The organism is Streptomyces sp. NPDC102270, from assembly GCF_044766405.1.
In the GTDB taxonomy this organism is placed as follows: domain Bacteria; phylum Actinomycetota; class Actinomycetes; order Streptomycetales; family Streptomycetaceae; genus Streptomyces.
Window position 1 is genome coordinate 1 of sequence record NZ_JBIWLX010000028.1, and the last position, 18,213, is coordinate 18,213.

Below are 18,213 nucleotides of genomic sequence, written 5' to 3' on the forward strand. Positions count from 1 at the left end.
TGAGTGTCTGGGTTGTTGGTGATGCCCAGGATGGCGAGTGCTCGTTCGGGTTCGTGGCGAATGGCGCGGGTGGTCTTGGCGATGTTGTCGGCTCCGAGGATCTTCAGGGTGCCCATGGCGAGGTTGCGGATGGTGGCCATGACGCGGGATGAAGTGCCGGTGTGAATGGTCGAGGCGTCCTCAGTGAACGTGACATCTCGGATGTAGTGGGAAGAATTTTCGATTCCCCAATGCCCGCGAATGGCGGCGGCGAGGTCGATGGGGCGGGTTTGATGGGCGGCGAGGCTGGTGACCGCGTAGACGTTCTCGCGGGTTTCGGGCCGGCCGGTGGGCTTGCGGCGGCGGTGGACCCGGATGGCGAGGTAGGCGTGGGGGAAAGCGATGCCGCCGAGGTGGTCGGCGAAAGCGCAGGTTTTGATCGAGCGGGACTCGCGGCGGCCGTGGGCGGTGGCGGAGGCGGTGTGCTGGACCTTGATCGAGGTCCAGGGCAGGGCGGCGAGTTGGGCGTAGGCGGTGGGCTGGTTGGTCTTGATGACGGCGATGTAGTGGGTCTTCTTCGTCTCGACCAGCCAGGTGATGTTGGCTTTCACCGAGTGGAGGGCATCGAAGGTGACGACGGTGTCGGCGAGGTCGAGCGGTGCCAGCAGGGGTTTGAAGTGGCCCACTTCGTTGGTCTTCGCACCGACTTCGACCTGGGCAATCGTGGCGACGCGGTCGTGGGTGACCGCCGAGAGCAGGTGGCGCCGCGGCGCGGCCAGGCGGGCTGAGCCCATGAGGGCCTTGCCGTCCACGGCGATGATCTGCCGCGATCGGGTCTCGGGCATGTCCGCGGACGCGGTGATGCGGTGCCGGTCGGCCAGGTAGGCGCCCACAGCCTGGTCCAGGGCGTCGCCGTCAAGTGCCTGAAGGACGCGTCCGAGAGTGACCGGCTTGGGGCTGCGCCGCCAGCCGAGCAGGTGACGGCGTACCCCGAGGGATGCCAACAGCGAGTTCGTGGCCCGCTCGCCGAACTCGGCGAGTTCATCGATGCTCTTCGCATCGCAGACGGCCGCGCAAGCACACATCAGCAAGATCGCCGTCAGCGAGTACCACCGGCCCGGGTGAGCGCGGATCCGGAACCGATTCGAGGTAGGGGCCCAGGTCGGCGATCCGGTCCGCATCCAGCGGCCCCAGCTTCTCCAACACGGCAGGGATAGGGGAAGCTGCAACAGCAGGCACGGGACGTCCTCGTGAGCATCTGGCTTCGACACCACAATGATCACGAACCCCCGTGCCTGCTCTGCCATCCGCCCCTACCGGCCTGATCGTCAACCCTCCACGCAAGCACGGAACTTGACGGAGCCCTGGGCGTCGCCCGCTTGAAATCCTGGCGGATCTTCCGCAGGTCCCGGTGCAGTCCGAACTGCATGACGTCAATCGCCAAAAGTCATCCTCACCCTGGAGCGTCAAGGCTGAGGAAGCTCGTTGACCGATCCACTTTGGATCGCATTCATTATTGAATCGTGCGCGAAATGTAAAATTCTGCTGACTTGCGATCAAGATTGCGGAGTGCTGCTCTGGAATGGGTAGGGGTAAAGAGCTGAATGATCTGAACCCGAATGGGTGGCGTTCAGCCGAAGTAGGGGGACGACGCGTCGTGTGACGGCGGGATGCCCCGCGCTGCGACCCGCTATCGGAGGTTCACGATGACACAGGTTTCTTCTGCCCGCATTCCACTACGCCAGATCATGGCCGTGCTCTTGACGGCCGCCCTGACGCTCTCCCTCTCGGTGGTGCTCACCGTCACCTCGACGAAAGAAGCAGCCGCCTCGTGCTCCGCCAGCCGGTTCAACGGCACATGGCGCTCGTCCGACGCCAGGCTGGAGCGTATCGACGTATGGCAGGGAGAGGACTGCCACCTGTACGCCAGGGCCTGGTCCGTCTGCGAGAATGACTCGTCGCATATCTGCAGCTGGGGAAACAGGAGAATGGGAGACAGTCCCGAGCCGAACTTCCAGTTCGTCGGATACAACTGGAGCAACGCCGATGAGGTGCTGCAGCTGCGGATGCAGGACAGGTCTCACATCTCGGTGTGGGACAGCACTGACTACCACAACGGTAAGAAGGTCAGCTTCACGGTCACGATGTACAAGAGCCGTTGAGCCCGCGAAGGGCACATCTCCGCCCGTGCCGCTACTGGACGAGCCCCCTACCAAGACAGGTGGGGGTCTCGCCGCTCGTCCCCCGCCCCCGACAGGATGCGAACCGCGCCGGGGGGGGGCCAGCCAACGATGTAACTCGGGTGGTGTGAATTACTGAGCTGTTTCAAAGTTGCCACTGATCGGGTGATGCCGGCGGTGTGCGCAACGCACGAGGCTCCCGTGCCGTTGGGGGAGGTGTTCGAAGTCTCAACCCACAGGCACAGGAGCCGCGTTGGTTCCGTATTCTGCCGCACTCGACCTGCCTCATGCCCTGGTCGAGTGAGTCTCAATGATGGTGTCAAGCCGACTTGGGAGCTGGTGGGGTGGGGGTGAAGTGCCTCTTGCCGCGGAGCATGGCCCAGAGGACGTCGACTCGGCGGCGTGCGAGGGCGAGCAGTGCCTGGGTGTGGATCAGTCCTTCGGCGCGTTTTTTGAGGTAGTAGTCCCGGGAGGGTCCGGGGCGCATCATGGCGGTTTGGGCGGCCATGTAGAAGACATGTCGCAGGCGGCGGTGGTATCGCTTGGGCCGATGGTGGTTACCGGTCCGACGGCCGGAGTCGCGTGACACCGGGGCCAGTCCTGCGTGTGCGGCCAGGCGGCCGGCGTCTGCGTAGCTGGACAGCTCCCCGACGATGGCGAGGAACTCGGCTCCGAGGATGGGTCCCATGCCCGGCAGGGATGGATGACTTCGGCGCGCTCGTCGAGGTGGAAGGCTCCGCGGATCTCCCGGTCGGTGTCTTTGATCCACTCGTCGAGCGCGAGGAGTTGATGCGCGAGGTCGCACACGAGTTTGACGGCTCGCTTCTCGCCCGGCAGAGCAGTCACAAGGGGTCACGATGCTTATCGTCACCCGCGAGGGTGACCGCCGCTGCAAGCTCCCGCCGCACCAGCGTGCCCTGGTCGGCCTGGTGTACCTGCGCCGGCACGACACCCTCGCCCAGCTCGCTGCCGGGTTCGGTATCTCCGTCGGCACCGCGCACGCCTACGTGGCAGCCGTCGTCGACCTGCTGGCCGACCGCGCGCCCGGCCTGCTGCGTGCCCTGCGCGAGGCCGATCCGGACTACGTCCTGTTGGATGGCACGCTGGCGGAGTGCGACCGGGTCGGCGACAGCCGGGCCGATTTCTCCCACAAGCACCGTCGGCACGGGGTGAACGTGCAGGTGGTGACCGACCCTGCCGGGCGGCTGCTGTGGATCTCGCCCGCACTGCCCGGCCGTGCGCACGACCTCACTGCGGCCCGCACCCACAGGATCATCCGGATCTGTGAGCGCCAGGGCGTCCCGGTTCTCGCCGACCGTGCCTATATGGGAGCCGGCCCGTGGGTGACGACGGCCCTCAGACGCCCGCCGGGCCGTGACCTCACACCCACGCAACAGACCATCAACCGTGCGCTGTCCGCAGCGCGGGCACCGATCGAGCGTGGTGTCGCACGACTGAAGTCATGGCGGATCTTCCGCAGGGCCCGGTGCAGCCCGAATCGAATGACGTCAATCGCCGCCGCCGTCCTCACCCTGGAGCGGCAACGCTGAAAGACCTCACTGACTTTGTTGGCGTGATGTCGTCAGGGTGAGGCCGGTTCCGGCGAGGCAGCCATCAATGACGTTGTTGCAGTACTGGATCTGGCGCGGGCCCTGTCTGAGGGTTCGCATCAAGTGGTCGGGGTCGGTGAAGGCGGTGTTGGCCTGGCTGCTGCGTCGCAGCAGCGACCAGATGCCCTCGACGGGGTTGAGGTCAGGTGCATAGGCCAGCAGAAAGCAGCTGGTGATCCAGTCGTGGAGTCGATGAACGCCTCCAGCCTGGCATCCTTGTGCACGTTCAAGTTGTCCCAGATGAGCACGATTAGGGCGCCGGGCTGCTGGTGGGCATCGATCAGCAGGTCCCGGTACTCGGTCCAGGTGAAATGCGTCTGCCGCCCTGTTGGTGGTCGACATGCCGCTTGGGCCTGAAAATCAGACGCGACCGCTCGCCCTGCTTGTAGCAGGTCAGCGACCCAGGGCGGCTTCGCCGCCCGCCGTGGGGCGGGTAAATGGGCGCGCTGAACACCCCGTGGCCCTTGATCAACACTGCATCGCGGGGGCGGCAACGCAGGAGGCGGAGGTCAGCTGGTCAGCTACCTGCGGTTTTGCCCACGCCGGTTGGTATTTACGCGTCAGAGCGGCGATCGAGAACCGGCGCTGCGAACGTCCCCGCACCCGGATGACGGGCGTGTGCCCGCGCCTGGCCCAGGTCCGCATCGTGGGCGGCGTCATCGAGAAGCCGGCCTCGTCTTCGAAGCAGATCCAGCCCCCGAGCGCCGCCGCGGTATTTCCACCTGGGGCCAGGTCTCCTTCACCCAGCGGGTGACGGCCTCCCTGTTGCCCTCCACCGCGCGGCGGGCCGGGAGCTGGTGGCTGAAGCTGTGCCGGTGCAGCATCTGCGCGATCGACGACAAGGCCATTCTCATCAAGACTGGCCCTGCCGAACATCTGGCGTTTCAGCATCTTCAGCCGGTTGATGTTGCCCTCGACGGCGCCGGAACTGTGCGGCAGAGACAGCCCGTTGCGGACCGCGTCGAAGTCGCGGCGGAGGTTGCGGGCGAAGCCCGCAAGCGGAGCCAGACTGTCCCGTTCGACGTCGGTGATCCACTCTTCGAGGCGGTCGCCGTGGCGGCCGGTCATCATCGCGGCGAACTTCCTGACGTGAAGAGTGAGCCGGTCGAGTTCGGGATCGCGCTCACGCAGCCGGTGCAGCGTGGCGATTTCCGAAGCGGCCGATCCGTTGTTTTCCCAGTCTCCTGCCAACCGTCTTCGATGGCGGCTGCTGCAATCAGCTTTCCCGAAACGGAGGTTGGTGGAATTCGAAACGAATTCTTCAGTGGCTGCCGGACCGCATGGAGCCTAGACTGAAAAACATGGTAGAGATCCCCATCGTCTACGTCAGGGGATACGCAGGCGGTACCTCCGGTGTGAACAGTGTCGTCAAGGATTCGTTCTACGGATTCAACGAGGGATCGACACATGTCAGGGTGGGGCCGCAGAATAAACCAGAATTCCACCAGTTCGAAAGCCCCTTGCTGCGCCTGCTCCTGGACGAGGGCTACGAGATCCTCGTCCAGGGAAGCCAGGAGGCCTACCTCGACACGCACGACGACATCCCGGCCGCGAGCATCTGGGTCCACCGCTTCTACGACGAGTCCGCGACCACGTGGGGCGGCGCACCCCGCGAGTTCCGTCTCGAAGACGCCTCGTCCGACCTGCTGTGGCTCATCGACACCCTCAGGGCGAAGACGAAGGCACCCCGGGTCCACCTAGTGGCGCACTCCATGGGCGGGCTCGTCTGCCGCTGCCTGCTGCAGAAGATCCTGCCCGACCTCGGCCGCGCACCGGCGGACTGCGTGGACAAACTGTTCACCTACGGCACCCCGCACGGCGGCATCACCTTCGACGTCGGTCTCGGCGTCGTCGAGCAGCTGCGCGACGCCATCGGCATCAACGGGGCGGACATCTTCGGACGGCGGCGCATGTACGAGTACCTGACCCCGAAGGCAGTACTGGCACGACAGCCCGATCCGCCGCACGGCTGGAGCGCGCGCGAGATGCCCGACGGGCCGGGCTCCTTCCCCCTCTCGCGCGTGTTCTGCCTCATCGGCACCAATCCCACGGAATACGAGGTCGCGCTCGGCCTGTCTTCGTTCGCTGTCGGCGCCCGCAGCGACGGGCTGGTGCAGATCGACAATGCCTACGTGCCACGCGCCCACCGGGCCTACGTACACCGCAGCCACAGCGGCCGGTACGGGCTGGTGAACTCCGAGGAGGGCTACCAGAACCTGCGACGTTTCCTCTTCGGCGACACCAGGGTCGAGGCCGACCTCGTCGACCACCGGCTGTCCGGCGACCGCGAGCACGCCACCTGGCAGGCGGAGGTGAAGCTGGCCGTGCGCGGCCTGCCCGTCGTCATGCACGAACGGCAGGCCGCCCAGTGGTGCCCGCTCCCGCTGCCGCCGCCCGATGCCGACGGCGCGTCCGCCGCGCCCGTCACCCTCGCCACCACCTTCCTGCGAAGCGGCGCCTCCCGTCCCGCCGACAGCACCACCATGCGCTACGCCCTGGAGGTGCGGATCATCTCGCTGCGGATGCGTGACGGGCTCCTGTGGTTCAAGGACCACCTGGAGCAGACCGCCGACCGGCCGTCCCGGCGTGTGGGCGGACTGGAACTCGGTCATCGCCGGCACGATCCGCGACCACCGGCCCACCGGAACGCCGCGCCCCGCCGACGACGAGGAATCGGGCGGCGGAGTGTGGCGGGTCCACGTCCCCCTGCCCGACTCGGCACGGTCGATTCTGGGTGAGAGGGCCGCGATCGGCTCACCGCGACACCGTGGAAATGACCGTGTCAAAGGACCACCAGCCACCCCGCTCCACTTTCGGAGGCAAGCATGCATTGGCCTGAAGCACCGGACATGGAACCCGCCGATGTCGTCAATATCCTCGCCCAGAAGGTCGCCGGCGCCCTCGGCGTCGGAACCGACACGACGCTGGGCTCCCTCGACGACGGCCAACTCACTGCGTTCGCCTCCGTGATCCAGCAGATCGAGGGATGGCGGCCCGGACAGACCCACGGCCCCGGCGTTCTGCCGGGAGACGTCGCGCAATGGCTGGCCGACCATCCCGGACGCGCCGAACGCGTCGCCGCGGACCAGCCGTTCGCCCGGCGGGGGACCGTGGCAGAAGGGGTCGAGAACATCCAGCGGCGCCTGAACGAACTCGGCCGCACCCCGCCCCTTGAGGTCGACGGCAACTTCGGCCCGCGCAACGACGAGGCCGTGCGCTGGTTCCAGGCGAACCACGGTCTGACCGCGGACGGCATGGTCGGCAACGAGACATGGCGGCGGCTCATGGAAGTCCCGGGCTGACCGCACCAAGGACGACACACCAGGACCACAGCACCACGACAGGAGAAGCACCATGTCAGCCACCGCGACCATCCTCGACGCCTACTGCATCCACGCGGCCACCGGCACCGACGCGTCCGTGAACCAGGCGGTGGGCGCCCTGGCCGGCAAGATCCCCCTGAGCAGCATCGGGACCTCCCTGCAGGACTTCGTCGCGTCCGTTCCCCAGGCCGTCGCGGCAATCGACGCCGCCCGGGGCGACCCCGACAACCTGTACATCACCACGAGTACCGAGGGAGACCTCGACAACGCGGTCTGGCCCGGCAACGGTTCGACGGGGACGGTCGGATCGGGACAGACCCAGCCCCTGGGCGTGACCGTGCCGGTCGAGTTCGTGCAGAACCTCTCCCTGTGGGACTTCGACGACGTCTCCAGCGATGACCTGCTGGGCTCGATCCGCATTGAGGTCTCCGAGCGTGGGGAGGGACCCATCGCCAAACTCGCCACGTCACCCGTGGAGGGTTCCGTCTACTACGTCACCAACCGGGTCGACTAGACCGTGGACGGCGCCTGGGCTTGCGAGATGTGCGGCACCGAGGTGCCGCCCGACGCGCAGCGGTGCCGTCGTTGCGGTGCCTGGGTCCCGTTGTACGACGACGGCGAGGGGCCGGAACCGCGGCCGGCACGGCGGAGAATCCTCTGGACGCCTCCACCCCCGCCTCCGCCCCCACCCAGACGGGTCCCACCGCCCCCGGCCACACCGCCTCCGGTCCGGAACGATCCGCCTCCCCGACCGCCCGTCCCGCCGCTCCCGGTGGGCACCCTGGCGGGCAGCGGCCTGGTCGAGGGAGTGGCGCGGAACGTGCGGATCCGCACCGAGGTGCAGGGCAGTTCCGGCAACACCAGCTCGACCGTCGTGTGCAACTTCCGCGTGGAGGTGCACGACTGGCAGGAACGTCCCCTGCGGCTCGTCCCCGTCGAGATGCGCGGCTACTCCTTTGAGGGCGCCGTCAACGAAGGGGACCGGGTGCGCGCCCAGGGCAAGGTGAAACGCGGCACGCTGCGGGTCAAGCGTCTGCACAACCTGACGACGGGAGCGGAGGTGTCCGCCCGGACCACGCCCGTGGTCCTGGGGATCCTGGCGTTCGTGCTCTTCGCGGCCTGGGCCGTGTACCTCTTCGCGTTCGCGGGGCGCTGACCCGGTCGCCGCGCCGGCCCTATCGCCGCGGGGCGAACGGCACCCGCAGATCCACCAGCCGGAAGTCGTCGCCGTCCCGCGGCTCCAGGAACGCGAGCGGGGCGTAGTAGTAGTGGACGCCGTGCGGGCGGCGCTTGAGCGGCTGCCCCTGGCGACCGCAGGGCCACTCGACGTCACCGGTGAGAACCCTGGCCGGGATCAGCCAGTAGTCGCCGCGGCGGTAGACGCGCGGCCTGTCCTGGCTGGGCTCGAACCGGACCTCGACGCCGTCCTCGAGCGGCAGCCACTCTCCCTCGCGCAGGGGAAGGCCCATCGGATCCGCATGCCCGCCGTCCCACCCGCTCCTTCCGTGGTCCCAGCGGCGCAGCAGCGGATGACGAGTCGGCACCTGGCCGGCGGACCGGTGGAACGGGTCGTCGGCGACATCACCGTCCAGGGCGACCCGGTACCCGTCGTAGTCGATCTTCTGGATGGTGTACAGCCGGCCGCAGTCCTCGTCGGGCCGGTCCGACGCCCCGCGGCAGACCACGGCGTCGTCGACGATCTCCACCACGTCACCGACGTCCACGCCCAGCTTGTCGTCCCGGCCCAGCGTCTCCAGTTCGACCTGCGTCCCGGACACGCCCCGGACGGGCAGGACCACGGAGCCGTTCTCCCGCGACCACTTGAAGGTCGCCGTGCCCTCCCTGCCGCCCCGGTGCACCTCCACCCGGTACAACTGATTCTCCGGGCCCCGGTAGCCCGACGACGGGACCGGCTCGCTCGGCGCGGCGGCCGCCTCCTCGGGCCGGGTCCGCGCGGCGAGCATGCCGCGCGGCTCGAAACGGCCACGGACGCGGTCCCGCAGGAAGCGTGCGGCGCTGTGCATGTCGGGCGTGAACGAGCCCGACTCCAGCGGGAGCACGCATACCTGCCAGACGACCCGGGTGCGCGCCGTCGTGTCCGGGCCGTTCGGACCAAGGGCCGTCTCCCGGATCCACGGCGCTTCCAGGGCGGTGACGAACCGCTCCCACACCCGCAAGTACACCAGAAAGGGCCCGGTGGGCAGTTGGTCGCGCTCGGGGTCCAGGTGACCGTCGGGCTGGTCCCAGTAGTCGGTGTCGTCGCACTCGCACAGGATGCCGTCGACGTACATGCGCCCCGGGGCCACGGTGAAGGTATCCCCGTCGTAGCGGTCGATCCCGAACCCACCGATGCCGTCCGGTTCGGGCGGGTACGCCGCGGGACCGAGCACGTCGGCGGCCAGGGTGCGCACGTAGCGCAGGAGGATCGCCGTCTGCTCGTTGAAGTCGGCGTCGAGCTGGACCCGGCCCTGCTGGGACAGTACGGAGGAGAAACGCCGAGCGGGATCGAAGATGACGCGGGAGAAGTCGCCGTGCATGCGTGTGCTTCCTGCCTGGTCCGAGGGTGGACGGTATGGGGTGGTAGCGGGGCGGTTCCGGACGGGACTCAAGTGGCGAAGAAGAGCCCGGCGTCGCATCCGGCGGGCGTGTACTCGGCCAGCCTGGTGCGCAGGTTGTCCTCCCGCTGCGGCTGGAAGAGGTGGTGCAGCGCGCCGGGCTCCGAGCCGTTGTCGCCGCCGCGGCGGATCTTCTCGGCACAGGTGTCGGCGAGCCGCACGTAGTCGGGTGAGCCGTACCGGGAGCTGGCGAAACGCAGCACCACCCGCTCCGGATCGCCGGAGTGGTCGGGTTCGCAGTGGAAGCGGGGCGGCGTCACTGAGCCCGGCGGAAGCCAGCAGAACCGTACGGAGCCCCGGTCACATCGGTCGATCCGCACCTCGCCGTCCAGCAGGCAGTTCTCCAGCACATCCGACACTCGGGCGCGCACGGACCCGATGACGGTGGTGCGCCGGGCCGTGAGGACGACGTCCGCGGGGCCACCGTCCGCAGAGCCGAGGGCCGTCGCCTCGCGCAGGGTCGCGTCCAGCACGCTGTCGTACACGTCGACCCGGTTGGGCTCCCCCCCGTCGCGGCCCGCCACCGTGACGGCGCCGAGGACGCTGTGCCGGATCTCGGTGCGGACCGGGCTCTCGGCGATGTCCAGGCTGGGCGCCCCCGGCGCCAGGGGCATGCCCTGCCCCTCCAGTTCCCAGCCCGGCACGAACGTGCAGTGCCGGACGACGAGACGGTCTACGCCGCCCCGCACGCGCACGCAGCCGCCCGTCACCAGCAGCCCGTCGAGGACGATGCGCGCCGTGGCCTCAGACGGGAGCCCGTTCTCGGGACCGGTGATCGTCAGCGCGCGCGTACGGTCGTCGCCGTGCCGGCCGCGCAGCCGGACGACGGGACGGACCCCGTCGGCGGCGCGCAGCGTGAGCCGGTCTCCCGGGGCGAGGCGGATATCGCCCGGATCCGTCCAGACATCGTTGGAGGTGATCTCCACGATCGCCTCCGCCTTGTGCGGGTGACCCTGCTTCGCCGCCTGCCAGTGGTCGAGCGCGTCGGCGATGCTGCGATGGTCCTCGTCGGGACCCACCCGGTAGCGCTCGGCGCTGTCGGCCGGCGCGGGCTCGGGGCGGGGATACTCGCCGCCGCCGAGGTCGCCCGAGAACGCGTGGTGGTACGTCACCCGGACGCCGTGGGCGGGAGCCGTGCCCGGCGGGAGCATCAGGCGGCCGAGGACGGGGTCGACGGCCACCTGTCCGGCACGGGGACGGTACTGCCAGCCGGACAGGTCGGCGGCGACGATCCGGTCGAGGGGCACCACATCGTCCACGGCGTCGGGGCCGGTCCACACGCACAGGCTCTTGCCGGGCCCGTAGTAGTCGTAGAGCTGCTCGGCGAGGGCCCTGCGGCCGATGGGCTCCGGCACGTTCGTCTCGTCCGCGACGTGACAGCTCGACGGCTCCGGCACGGGGGCGGTGAACAGGGGTGTGTCGATGGCGAGCACGTTAAAGGTGTAGCAGGCCCGGTCGCGGTCCAGGCAGTACGCGGGGGCGCGTGTCACGGAGTAGGGGCGCAGCCGCCACAGGTGCAGCCCGACCGACTGGATGCCGTAGCGGCCGGGACGGCGGGCGGAGCCGGCGCGCGGTACCTCCACGGTGCGGGCGAACTCGTCGAAGGGGCCGCCCAGTCGGTCCAGGGCGGCGGGGCGGCGCACTTCGACGAGTCCGCCGCGCGCCGATCTGCTGCGCCCGGACCCGGCCTCGGAGGTGCAGCGCCGTACGGGCTGTGTGACGCACAGCAGACGGCGGTGCTCGACGACCCGCGCGGGCCACGCGGCCACGGCCGACGCGAGGTCCTCCAGCAGCGCTAGGGTGCCCTTGCGGCGGCGGTTGACGACGGTGTCGGCGACATCGCGGCGCGGTACCGCGGCGGCCGGCAGGCCGGTGCCCCGGGAGGTGTCGTCGGACAGGGCGGCGGCGATACCGGGCAGGATCTCGTACCCGACGAGGTCCCCGATGTAGGGCACGACCCAGTCGTCGCAGGTCTCGATGAACCAGTTGTCGTAGAGTCGTTCGATATCCTCCTGGAGGACGGCGACCTGTTCGGCGACGACCGTCAGCAGAGCGCGCAGCGGCCCGCCTTCCTCCGCGTCGCGCCGGCGGTGCACGGTGGGCAGCAGCGCGTACAGCTCGTCGGGGGTCATGGAATCCTCCGCAGGATCAGAGTGCTGGGCACGGCTGGGTCGAGCAGGACCAGCTGGGCGGGGCGCATGACCGGGCGCGGCGCGGCCCCGGCGGTCCGGCGGCCGACCGGGCGTGCGGCAACCGGATGCCGCAGCAGCACCGTCGGGGCCTGCGCGGCGTCGACGGCGGCGGCCGGGTCCGGCGTGCCGCCCTCCGCGGCGCCGGAAGGCACCGGGTCGCGGCCCGCGCGCGGGCCGGCGGGCAGGGCGGGAACGCACGAAACGACGGAGGGGTGTTCCGCGAACCGCACGACGGAGGCCGCGTCCGCGCCCTCGGGTACGCCCCCGAAGGCGTCGACGTCGACGAAGTCGACGCCGGGAACCGCGTGCGCGGCGGCGACGACGGCGCTCAGGTACACGGGATGGCCCAGGTGCGCCCCCGCGAATCCCAGGCGGTCGGCCAGCGCCTCGCGCACTCGCCGCTCGACCTTCTCCGGGAGGTGACCGGGGGCCGTGCGCACGCCCAGCACCACCACGAGCCGTACGCGCTCGCACGGTTCGACCCGCACCGGCAGCACGGGGTCGCCATACCGGCGCAGTGCCGTGCGCAACGCGTTCAGCAGGGGCGAGGAGGCGTCCAGCGGGGCGTCGTCGGCGGCCGCCACCGTGACGTGCAGGACCGGGCGGCCGCCGTCCACGCAGCGGCGTGCCACGGCCTTGCCGACGCCCGCGAAGGCGCGGGCGAAGGACTGGAAGTCACGCACCGACACCAGCCGGTCGAAGGCGGCCTGCCGCAGGGGGATGGCCCGGCGCAGCTCCGCCGGGCCGTCGGCGTCGGCCCCGCCGGTCGCGGGCAGCGGGTTGGTGACACCGCTGACGCCGAGTGGTCTGCTCACGACCTGGTTGATCCGGCCGGCCGCGACATTGCCGGCGCGTCCGCCGCCGATGCGGTAGCGGGCGGTGACGTTCTCCGTGCCGGAGGGCAGGCGGGCGCCCTGCCGGCCGTCCCCGAACTCCACAGCGGCCCGCCCGCCGGGGCCCGCACGCAGGCTGAACACCCGCGCCGTCGGCCCCCCTTCGCTCAGGTCGGCGGTCCGCCGCCACGCCACGTCGTCGACGCGCACCGTGAGGGCCTCCTCGCCGCCGTCGGCGCTCGCCGACGGCAGCCAGACGAGCGGGCCCTGCCGCAGGGGTAGTACCTGGCCGGCCCGGGCGGCGTCACCGCTGCCGAGCACTTCGGTGACGGTCTCGCCCGCGGTCGCCGGGACGACATTGCCGTGCACGACGACCGTGTCCCGGTGGTAGCGGTGCGCGAGCGGCGCCGTCAGCAGCAGCGTGCTGCGCACCCGGTCGTCGCAGGAAGTGCCGTCGAAGGCGTGACGTACACCCGCGAGGACGGCGAGTTCGGAGCCCGGCACGCCCGCGCGGCGACCGGTGGCCGTACCGTCCTCCGGCACGACGTCCGCGCGCTCGCCCGAGACGACGAGCAGCCTTCCGGGGGCCAGCCCCTCGAAGATTCCGTCCAGCGGCACGGTGCCGCCCGCCAGGTCGGCGGTGTCGGGCGAAGGAGCGAGCACCAGCGGCTCGCCGGCCGCCCACACGGTGGTGGCCCGCCGGACCGAGATGTCCTCGCAGTCCTCGGTCCACGGCTCGGCCAGCCGCAGCCGCGTCACCCGCAGGGCGTCCTGGTCGTTGGCGACGGACAGCCTGCCCACCTCGACGACCCGGATGACGCGGATGCGCATCCGGCCCGCCACCTGCACGGCGATCCAGCTGCCCGGCTGGATCTCCTCGTGCACCGCGTCCAGCAGCAGAACGTCGTTCGCGAGCGGGCCGCCTCCCTCGGCCGGGGACGGCGCCGCCGCGCGCAGCAGCCGCTTCACCCGGCCGTCGTCCGGGATCGAGGCGCCCAGCGGGGTGGCGGTGACACGGAAGTGCTGCACGCCCGGCGGCGCCGTGGCCGGAAGGGAGGCGGCGGACAGCGCCTGGAACAGGGACTCGGTGAGCCCGGGCCGGTTGCCCGCCAGCAGCCGGGGCAGCGCGTCGGACCCGGCGCCCAGGGCGTCGGTGACCGCCACAGACGGCTGGGGCGGCGGCTTTCCCGGGCCGAGTGCGTGCAGCAGCGGGTCCACCGCGTGCACGACCCGCCCGCCGGGGCTGCCGAGGTCCCGCAGCAGCGCCTCCCCGCCGGCCGGTGCCGTCAGCGCGGGCTCCTCGGTCAGGCGCCGGACGGCATCCTGGACGGTCGCGAGCCGTACGGCGGCCCGCTCGGCCAGAGCGTCCGCGTCCACGTCGTCGCCGAGGTCGGAAAGACGCTCACGCAGCCGGCGCAGCCTGCGGTCCAGCCGGGCCGCGAGCGTGTGCGGATCGCGCAGCTCCTCGGCGCGTTGCCGCACGTCCCGCAGCATGTCCAGCAGGTCCTCGAACGGCCCCCGCGACGACGCCCGCTCCGCGGCTTCCTCCATGTCCTCCCTCAGCGCCTCCACCGCGTTGTCCAGCTGCCGCGGCGGGTCGGGAACCCGCAGCCGCACGGTGGTCCGCCCCAGCGCGGGATCCCGTTCCACGCCCGCCACGAGCCGCGTGAGGTTCAGGCGCGCGTCGGGATAGGTGAACAGCAGGCGGTCACCGGGGCGCAGGGCGTGCTGCACCCCGTCCACGTCGACCGAACCGATGCCGGTGGCGACGTCGGGCGTGAGCGTGGTCGGGAGCGTGGTGCGCACGGGCAGCGTGTTCCACTCCGCCCTGGCGGTGAGGTCCCGGGTGGTCTCGAACACCGTGGGCAGCCCGCCGGGTTCGGGCTCGCTCCTGACCTGCGAGCCGGCCGGTACGACGCAGGACGTCCCGGCGTCCAGGGTGTAGGCGAGATGGGTGGCCGCCGCGAGAGCCGGGCGCGGCCGGTGACCGACCAGCCGCCCGAGCCGGGTCAAGGACTCCTGCTCGGTCGCCGTGCGCAGGAACCCTTCGTTGGCGATGCGCTCCTGGTAGAACGTCAGCACATCGGCGACGACGGCCCAGGCGTCGAGCAGGGCGATCGAGGGATCGTCCGGCTCCCGAGTGGTCAGCGCGGCCAGCGGCGTCCGGTCGCCGGCCGGGGACAGCCGCGCCAGCATCGCGTCGAGGAACTCCTGGTGGCTGCCCACGCGATAGGACAGTGCGGGCAGTCCGGGCCGGTTCCACACCCGGGCCGGGCCGCGCCCGCCCGGACCCTGTCCACCGGTGGGGGTGCCGGTCATCGTCCGCCTCTCAGACGCAGGGTCAGCCGCCCGTTCTCCGGGCGGGTGACGTCACCCTCGAGCCGCGGGATCTCCAGAGGGCGCAGGCGCAGCTCCCCGGAGGGCGGTACGTCCGCCCCCTCGGCCTCCGCTCCGGCGGCCCGGAACCTGCGCAGCAGCGTCACCTCGGCGTGCCGGACGCCGGGCACGCCCATGCAGAGCGCCACCAGGGCACTGGCCCGCACCGGGGTGCCGAAGGTCAGCGCCGACGGGTCGAAGAACCCCGGCGTGCCGTCGGGCCGGCGTCCCGGCAGGAAGCCGCGCAGCAGCGCCTCCCGCACATGGGCGGTGACGTAGTGCGGGTCGACGAGCACGTACAGCGCCACGTCGAGCGGGACCAGCAGGGCGGGGCGCGTGACGACGTCGTGACCGATGCGCCGGTAGCGGTCCAGCACGGCGCGCACGTCCGCCAGCAGCGACGCCGACGGCACGGCGGTGCCCGCCGGGTCGAGGGCGACGTCGGCCTCGTACCAGCTCCCCGTCCAGCGCAGGGTGGTGGCGGCGCGCTGCACCTCGGGATGGCCCGCGGCCAGGGTGACGTAGTCCTCGGCGGTGACGGCGCGCAGCAGCGTGCGGAAGGGGGCGCGGGGGGCGGCCAGCCGCGCCTCGGCCACGGGCTCCGGATCGGTGCCGCCGGTCACCGGCACCGGATTGCGCACGCGTGTCACGGACGGCAGCTCTGTGTCCCGGTGGGTGATCCGGTTGACGGCCTCGCTGCCAGCGTTGCCGGACCGGCCGTTGCCAACCCGGTAGGTGACGCGCAGCTGGGTTCCCGGGCGGGGCGCCTGTCCGCACCGGCCGTCTCCGAAGCGGAGGGTGAGTACCCCGTCGTCGTCGGTCTCACCCACGACGTGGCGGTCGCGGGGACCGCTCCCCAGGAGGTCCCGGCGCGGGGTCCACCGAGCCCCGGCACCGTCCGTCTCGTCGGTCTCCGTCACATGCAGCACCGGCAGCGCCTCACGAGGATCGGGGCGCAGAGCGGAGCGGGCCGGGCCGTGCAGCGCGGGGTTGTCGCGGTGCAGGGCCTCCGCGGCCCCGTGGCCCCAGGTCTGTCCGAGTTCCCAGGTCGCGTCCGCGGGATCGAGGACGTATCCGGACCGGGCCCGGCGCACGAGTGTGTCCAGGCGGCGCAGCTTGGGCTCCAGCAACTCGTCGAAGCGGGACAGGAGCCGCGCGACGGTCTCGTGGCGGTCGGCGGCGTCGGCGAGGTCGCCGACCACGGAAGCGCCGAACCACGTCCGCAGGAAGCCACGGTCGTCCTCGTCGAGCCTGGCCGCCTCGTGGTGGAGATCGCGCAGGCGGTCGCGTGCCTCGCCCGCGAGGTCGAGCAGCCGGCGGGCCTGCGCAGCGGCGACGTCGGCCGGGCGGGGGTGCGGTGGCGACCAGGTGACGGGCGTGCCGCGCACCGTCGCCGTAAAGGGCCGCGTCCGCGCGGCACCGTCCGGTCCGTCCGGCGCCTCCGGCACCTTGATGGTCCCGTCGGTGTCCCCGCCGGGCAGCCAGGTGTTGTCCAGGCCGTGTTCGACGAGGAGGGCATTGCCGCGTGCCACGACGGATGCGCCGGGCCGGCCGTCGGGTCCGGGAGAGTTCCGCACGGACAGCGGGAAGGCGAGGGCGTCCTCGTCCGCCCAGGCGATCTTCACGACGGGGATGCCGGAATTCGCGTCGACGTCGCAGGTGGCGCGGGTGAGGCGGACGGCCTGCCGGTGGCCGGGGTCGGGTGCGCCGCCACCGGGGCCGTGCGTCTCCTCCAGGACGAGAAGGTCACCGGCCTTCAGGTGCAGCGCGCGCTGTCCGCCGTGCCCGTCGAGGAGGGCGGCCCGGGTGGTGCCGACGGGCAGCCGGAACGCGTCCTGCCCCCAGGCCCACAGAGGTACGCCGTTGTGCTCCGGGCGTAGCCGCACCGTGCGCCGTTCCAGCGGCTGGTAGACCGGATGCGGTCCGGCGGTGAGCGCTTCCCGGGGCATGGTCGGGCCGCCGGCCCGCGCGCCCGCGTCCTCCGGCAGCGCGGTGAACGCCAGGTCGTCGGTCCGCACGGTCAGTGGCGCGGACGCCTCGACACAGACGACGGTGCGGGCCGCGCAGCCGTCGTGCATGGCGTGGCCGACGAGGCGGGCGTGCCGCCGCACCGAGGTGCGCAGCCGGGCGGTGTCCAGGTAGGCCTCGGTGGCCACGGCGTCCTGCTGGTAGCTGAGCCGGTCGCCGACGTGGGCCAGGAGCTCCACCAGAGTGCCCCAGAGGTCGGGTACGTGCCGCTCGGTCCACTGCGGCAGGGTGAGCGACAGACGCTCCAGGAGCAGGCGGCGGAAACTGGCGTAGTCCTTGGCCAGATAGTCGATCGCGGGTGCCGGGCCGGCGGGCGGCCCGTCCGCGGGGACGGTACGCGGCGCGCCCTGCGGGGGACGGCGCACACCGGGGTGGAAGGTGAAGTCCGCCCGGTCGTGGGCGCCGTGGAAGCCGCGTCCCAGCAGCCGCAGCCGGTACGTGGAGTCGTCGCCGGGCCGGTCCAGGTCCAGCCGGAGCCGGGTCACGCCGTCGCCGTCCGGCTCCGGTCCGGCCTCGGGGGTGACCCGCACGACGCGGACGCCGCCGACGCGCCGCCCGCCCTCGATCAGGAAACTGTTGCGGTTCACGCGCTGTGGAAGGGCGCCGAAAAACGTGACGGTCAACGTCCGCCGGTCCGGGTGCGCCCGTACCTCCGCGATACCGGCCGGTCCCCTCGCGCGCAGGTCGTCGTCCGGGCTGTCCAGCACGGTCATGAGAGTGCTCCTCCGCTCACTGTGACGGTACGGTGCTCGCCGGTCGCGGTGAGGACGTAGGCGACGTGGACGTGCAGCTTCGCCTCCTCCGAGGTCACGGTGAGGGACTCCACGGTGAGCAGGTCGCCGAGCCAGCGCTGCAGCGCCGCCTGCGCGGTCACCTCCAGGGTCGCGGCCAGCTCGGGGCTGTTGCCGGCGAAGACCAGGTCGAGGTGGTTGCACCCGAAGTCCGGCCGGTTGACGCGCTCTCCCGGACTCGTGAACAGAACCAGTTCGACCATGTCCCGCACATGGTCGGCGTGGCTGGCCGTCGCCGTGCGGCCGCGCGCGTCGAACCGGTAGGGGAACTCGATGTCCATCGCAG

13 protein-coding genes and 4 pseudogenes are annotated in these 18,213 nt (G+C 71.2%); 7 read left to right on the top strand and 10 right to left on the bottom strand.

All coding sequences use genetic code 11. The annotated features are described in order from the left end of the window. A partial coding sequence (locus tag ACIRP7_RS40800; RefSeq protein WP_403670594.1) for an ISAs1 family transposase occupies nucleotides 1–1,064 on the bottom strand: 1,064 nt, incomplete at its 3' end. A gap of 282 nt (nucleotides 1,065–1,346) precedes the next feature. Between ACIRP7_RS40800 and ACIRP7_RS40805 the strand changes: the two are divergent. Further along, a pseudogene (locus tag ACIRP7_RS40805) lies at nucleotides 1,347–1,455 on the top strand (IS5/IS1182 family transposase); the annotation flags it as partial. Between the two features lie 230 nt (nucleotides 1,456–1,685). Then, on the top strand, nucleotides 1,686–2,141 hold the full coding sequence (locus ACIRP7_RS40810) for a hypothetical protein (protein WP_403670597.1): 456 nt from the start codon (nucleotides 1,686–1,688) through the stop codon (nucleotides 2,139–2,141). A 337-nt stretch (nucleotides 2,142–2,478) separates the two neighbouring features. Here ACIRP7_RS40810 and ACIRP7_RS40815 read toward each other — a convergent pair. Beyond that, nucleotides 2,479–2,996, bottom strand: a pseudogene (locus ACIRP7_RS40815) (transposase); the annotation flags it as partial. A 20-nt stretch (nucleotides 2,997–3,016) separates the two neighbouring features. Between ACIRP7_RS40815 and ACIRP7_RS40820 the strand changes: the two are divergent. Beyond that, the gene (locus ACIRP7_RS40820; RefSeq protein ID WP_403670599.1) at nucleotides 3,017–3,709 is read left to right on the top strand and encodes a transposase family protein; all 693 of its coding nucleotides are present in this window, start codon (nucleotides 3,017–3,019) and stop codon (nucleotides 3,707–3,709) included. Between the two features lie 6 nt (nucleotides 3,710–3,715). On the opposite strand, the pseudogene ACIRP7_RS40825 reads toward ACIRP7_RS40820, so the two are convergent. The 3 genes and pseudogenes from ACIRP7_RS40825 to ACIRP7_RS40835 form a co-directional block, all read right to left on the bottom strand. Next, nucleotides 3,716–4,429: pseudogene (locus ACIRP7_RS40825) on the bottom strand (transposase). Beyond that, complete coding sequence (locus tag ACIRP7_RS40830; protein ID WP_403670758.1) at nucleotides 4,426–4,623, bottom strand: winged helix-turn-helix domain-containing protein; 198 nt, start codon at nucleotides 4,621–4,623, stop codon at nucleotides 4,426–4,428. The pseudogene ACIRP7_RS40825 and the gene ACIRP7_RS40830 overlap by 4 nt, the downstream one beginning before the upstream one ends. Then, nucleotides 4,622–4,960, bottom strand: a pseudogene (locus ACIRP7_RS40835) (transposase); the annotation flags it as partial. The gene ACIRP7_RS40830 and the pseudogene ACIRP7_RS40835, both read right to left, overlap by 2 nt. A 269-nt stretch (nucleotides 4,961–5,229) precedes the next feature. Between ACIRP7_RS40835 and ACIRP7_RS40840 the strand changes: the two are divergent. The 4 genes from ACIRP7_RS40840 (at nucleotide 5,230) to ACIRP7_RS40855 (ending at nucleotide 8,248) form a co-directional block, all read left to right on the top strand. After that, on the top strand, nucleotides 5,230–6,507 hold the full coding sequence (locus ACIRP7_RS40840) for an esterase/lipase family protein (RefSeq protein ID WP_403670602.1): 1,278 nt from the start codon (nucleotides 5,230–5,232) through the stop codon (nucleotides 6,505–6,507). 111 nt (nucleotides 6,508–6,618) lie between these two features. After that, nucleotides 6,619–7,071 carry a peptidoglycan-binding protein gene (locus ACIRP7_RS40845; RefSeq protein ID WP_403670603.1) on the top strand — a complete coding sequence of 151 codons (453 nt, stop codon included), beginning with the start codon at nucleotides 6,619–6,621 and terminating at the stop codon, nucleotides 7,069–7,071. 52 nt (nucleotides 7,072–7,123) lie between these two features. Further along, entirely contained in the window at nucleotides 7,124–7,606 is a 483-nt protein-coding gene (locus tag ACIRP7_RS40850; RefSeq protein ID WP_403670606.1) for a hypothetical protein, read from the top strand. A gap of 258 nt (nucleotides 7,607–7,864) precedes the next feature. Beyond that, nucleotides 7,865–8,248 (top strand): hypothetical protein, encoded by a 384-nt coding sequence (locus ACIRP7_RS40855; protein ID WP_403670608.1) that lies wholly within the window; start codon nucleotides 7,865–7,867, stop codon nucleotides 8,246–8,248. Nucleotides 8,249–8,267: 19 nt separating this feature from the next. Here the strand turns inward: ACIRP7_RS40855 and ACIRP7_RS40860 are convergent, their stop codons facing one another. From ACIRP7_RS40860 to ACIRP7_RS40880, 5 genes are all read right to left on the bottom strand, one after another. Next, nucleotides 8,268–9,629 (bottom strand): DUF6519 domain-containing protein, encoded by a 1,362-nt coding sequence (locus ACIRP7_RS40860; RefSeq protein ID WP_403670611.1) that lies wholly within the window; start codon nucleotides 9,627–9,629, stop codon nucleotides 8,268–8,270. 68 nt (nucleotides 9,630–9,697) lie between these two features. Beyond that, nucleotides 9,698–11,839, bottom strand: coding sequence for a hypothetical protein (locus ACIRP7_RS40865; protein ID WP_403670614.1), 2,142 nt, complete (start codon nucleotides 11,837–11,839; stop codon nucleotides 9,698–9,700). Further along, nucleotides 11,836–15,051, bottom strand: a complete 3,216-nt coding sequence (locus tag ACIRP7_RS40870) for a putative baseplate assembly protein (protein WP_403670617.1) — start codon at nucleotides 15,049–15,051, stop codon at nucleotides 11,836–11,838. Before ACIRP7_RS40870 ends, ACIRP7_RS40865 begins: the two co-directional genes overlap by 4 nt. Continuing rightward, nucleotides 15,048–17,849, bottom strand: coding sequence for a putative baseplate assembly protein (locus ACIRP7_RS40875; RefSeq protein ID WP_403670620.1), 2,802 nt, complete (start codon nucleotides 17,847–17,849; stop codon nucleotides 15,048–15,050). Before ACIRP7_RS40875 ends, ACIRP7_RS40870 begins: the two co-directional genes overlap by 4 nt. Next, nucleotides 17,846–18,208, bottom strand: coding sequence for a GPW/gp25 family protein (locus tag ACIRP7_RS40880; protein WP_403670623.1), 363 nt, complete (start codon nucleotides 18,206–18,208; stop codon nucleotides 17,846–17,848). Before ACIRP7_RS40880 ends, ACIRP7_RS40875 begins: the two co-directional genes overlap by 4 nt. Nucleotides 18,209–18,213 lie beyond the last annotated feature (5 nt).

What these genes read in the sequence shown, in the direction of transcription:
- ACIRP7_RS40810 (WP_403670597.1), top strand. Translation starts at nt 1,686, where the DNA reads ATGACACAGGTTTCTTCTGCCCGCATTCCACTACGCCAGATCATGGCC.
- ACIRP7_RS40820 (WP_403670599.1), top strand. Translation starts at nt 3,017, where the DNA reads ATGCTTATCGTCACCCGCGAGGGTGACCGCCGCTGCAAGCTCCCGCCG.
- ACIRP7_RS40830 (WP_403670758.1), bottom strand. Translation starts at nt 4,623, where the DNA reads ATGAGAATGGCCTTGTCGTCGATCGCGCAGATGCTGCACCGGCACAGC.
- ACIRP7_RS40845 (WP_403670603.1), top strand. Translation starts at nt 6,619, where the DNA reads ATGGAACCCGCCGATGTCGTCAATATCCTCGCCCAGAAGGTCGCCGGC.
- ACIRP7_RS40850 (WP_403670606.1), top strand. Translation starts at nt 7,124, where the DNA reads ATGTCAGCCACCGCGACCATCCTCGACGCCTACTGCATCCACGCGGCC.
- ACIRP7_RS40860 (WP_403670611.1), bottom strand. Translation starts at nt 9,629, where the DNA reads ATGCACGGCGACTTCTCCCGCGTCATCTTCGATCCCGCTCGGCGTTTC.
- ACIRP7_RS40865 (WP_403670614.1), bottom strand. Translation starts at nt 11,839, where the DNA reads ATGACCCCCGACGAGCTGTACGCGCTGCTGCCCACCGTGCACCGCCGG.
- ACIRP7_RS40870 (WP_403670617.1), bottom strand. Translation starts at nt 15,051, where the DNA reads ATGACCGGCACCCCCACCGGTGGACAGGGTCCGGGCGGGCGCGGCCCG.
- ACIRP7_RS40875 (WP_403670620.1), bottom strand. Translation starts at nt 17,849, where the DNA reads ATGACCGTGCTGGACAGCCCGGACGACGACCTGCGCGCGAGGGGACCG.
- ACIRP7_RS40880 (WP_403670623.1), bottom strand. Translation starts at nt 18,208, where the DNA reads ATGGACATCGAGTTCCCCTACCGGTTCGACGCGCGCGGCCGCACGGCG.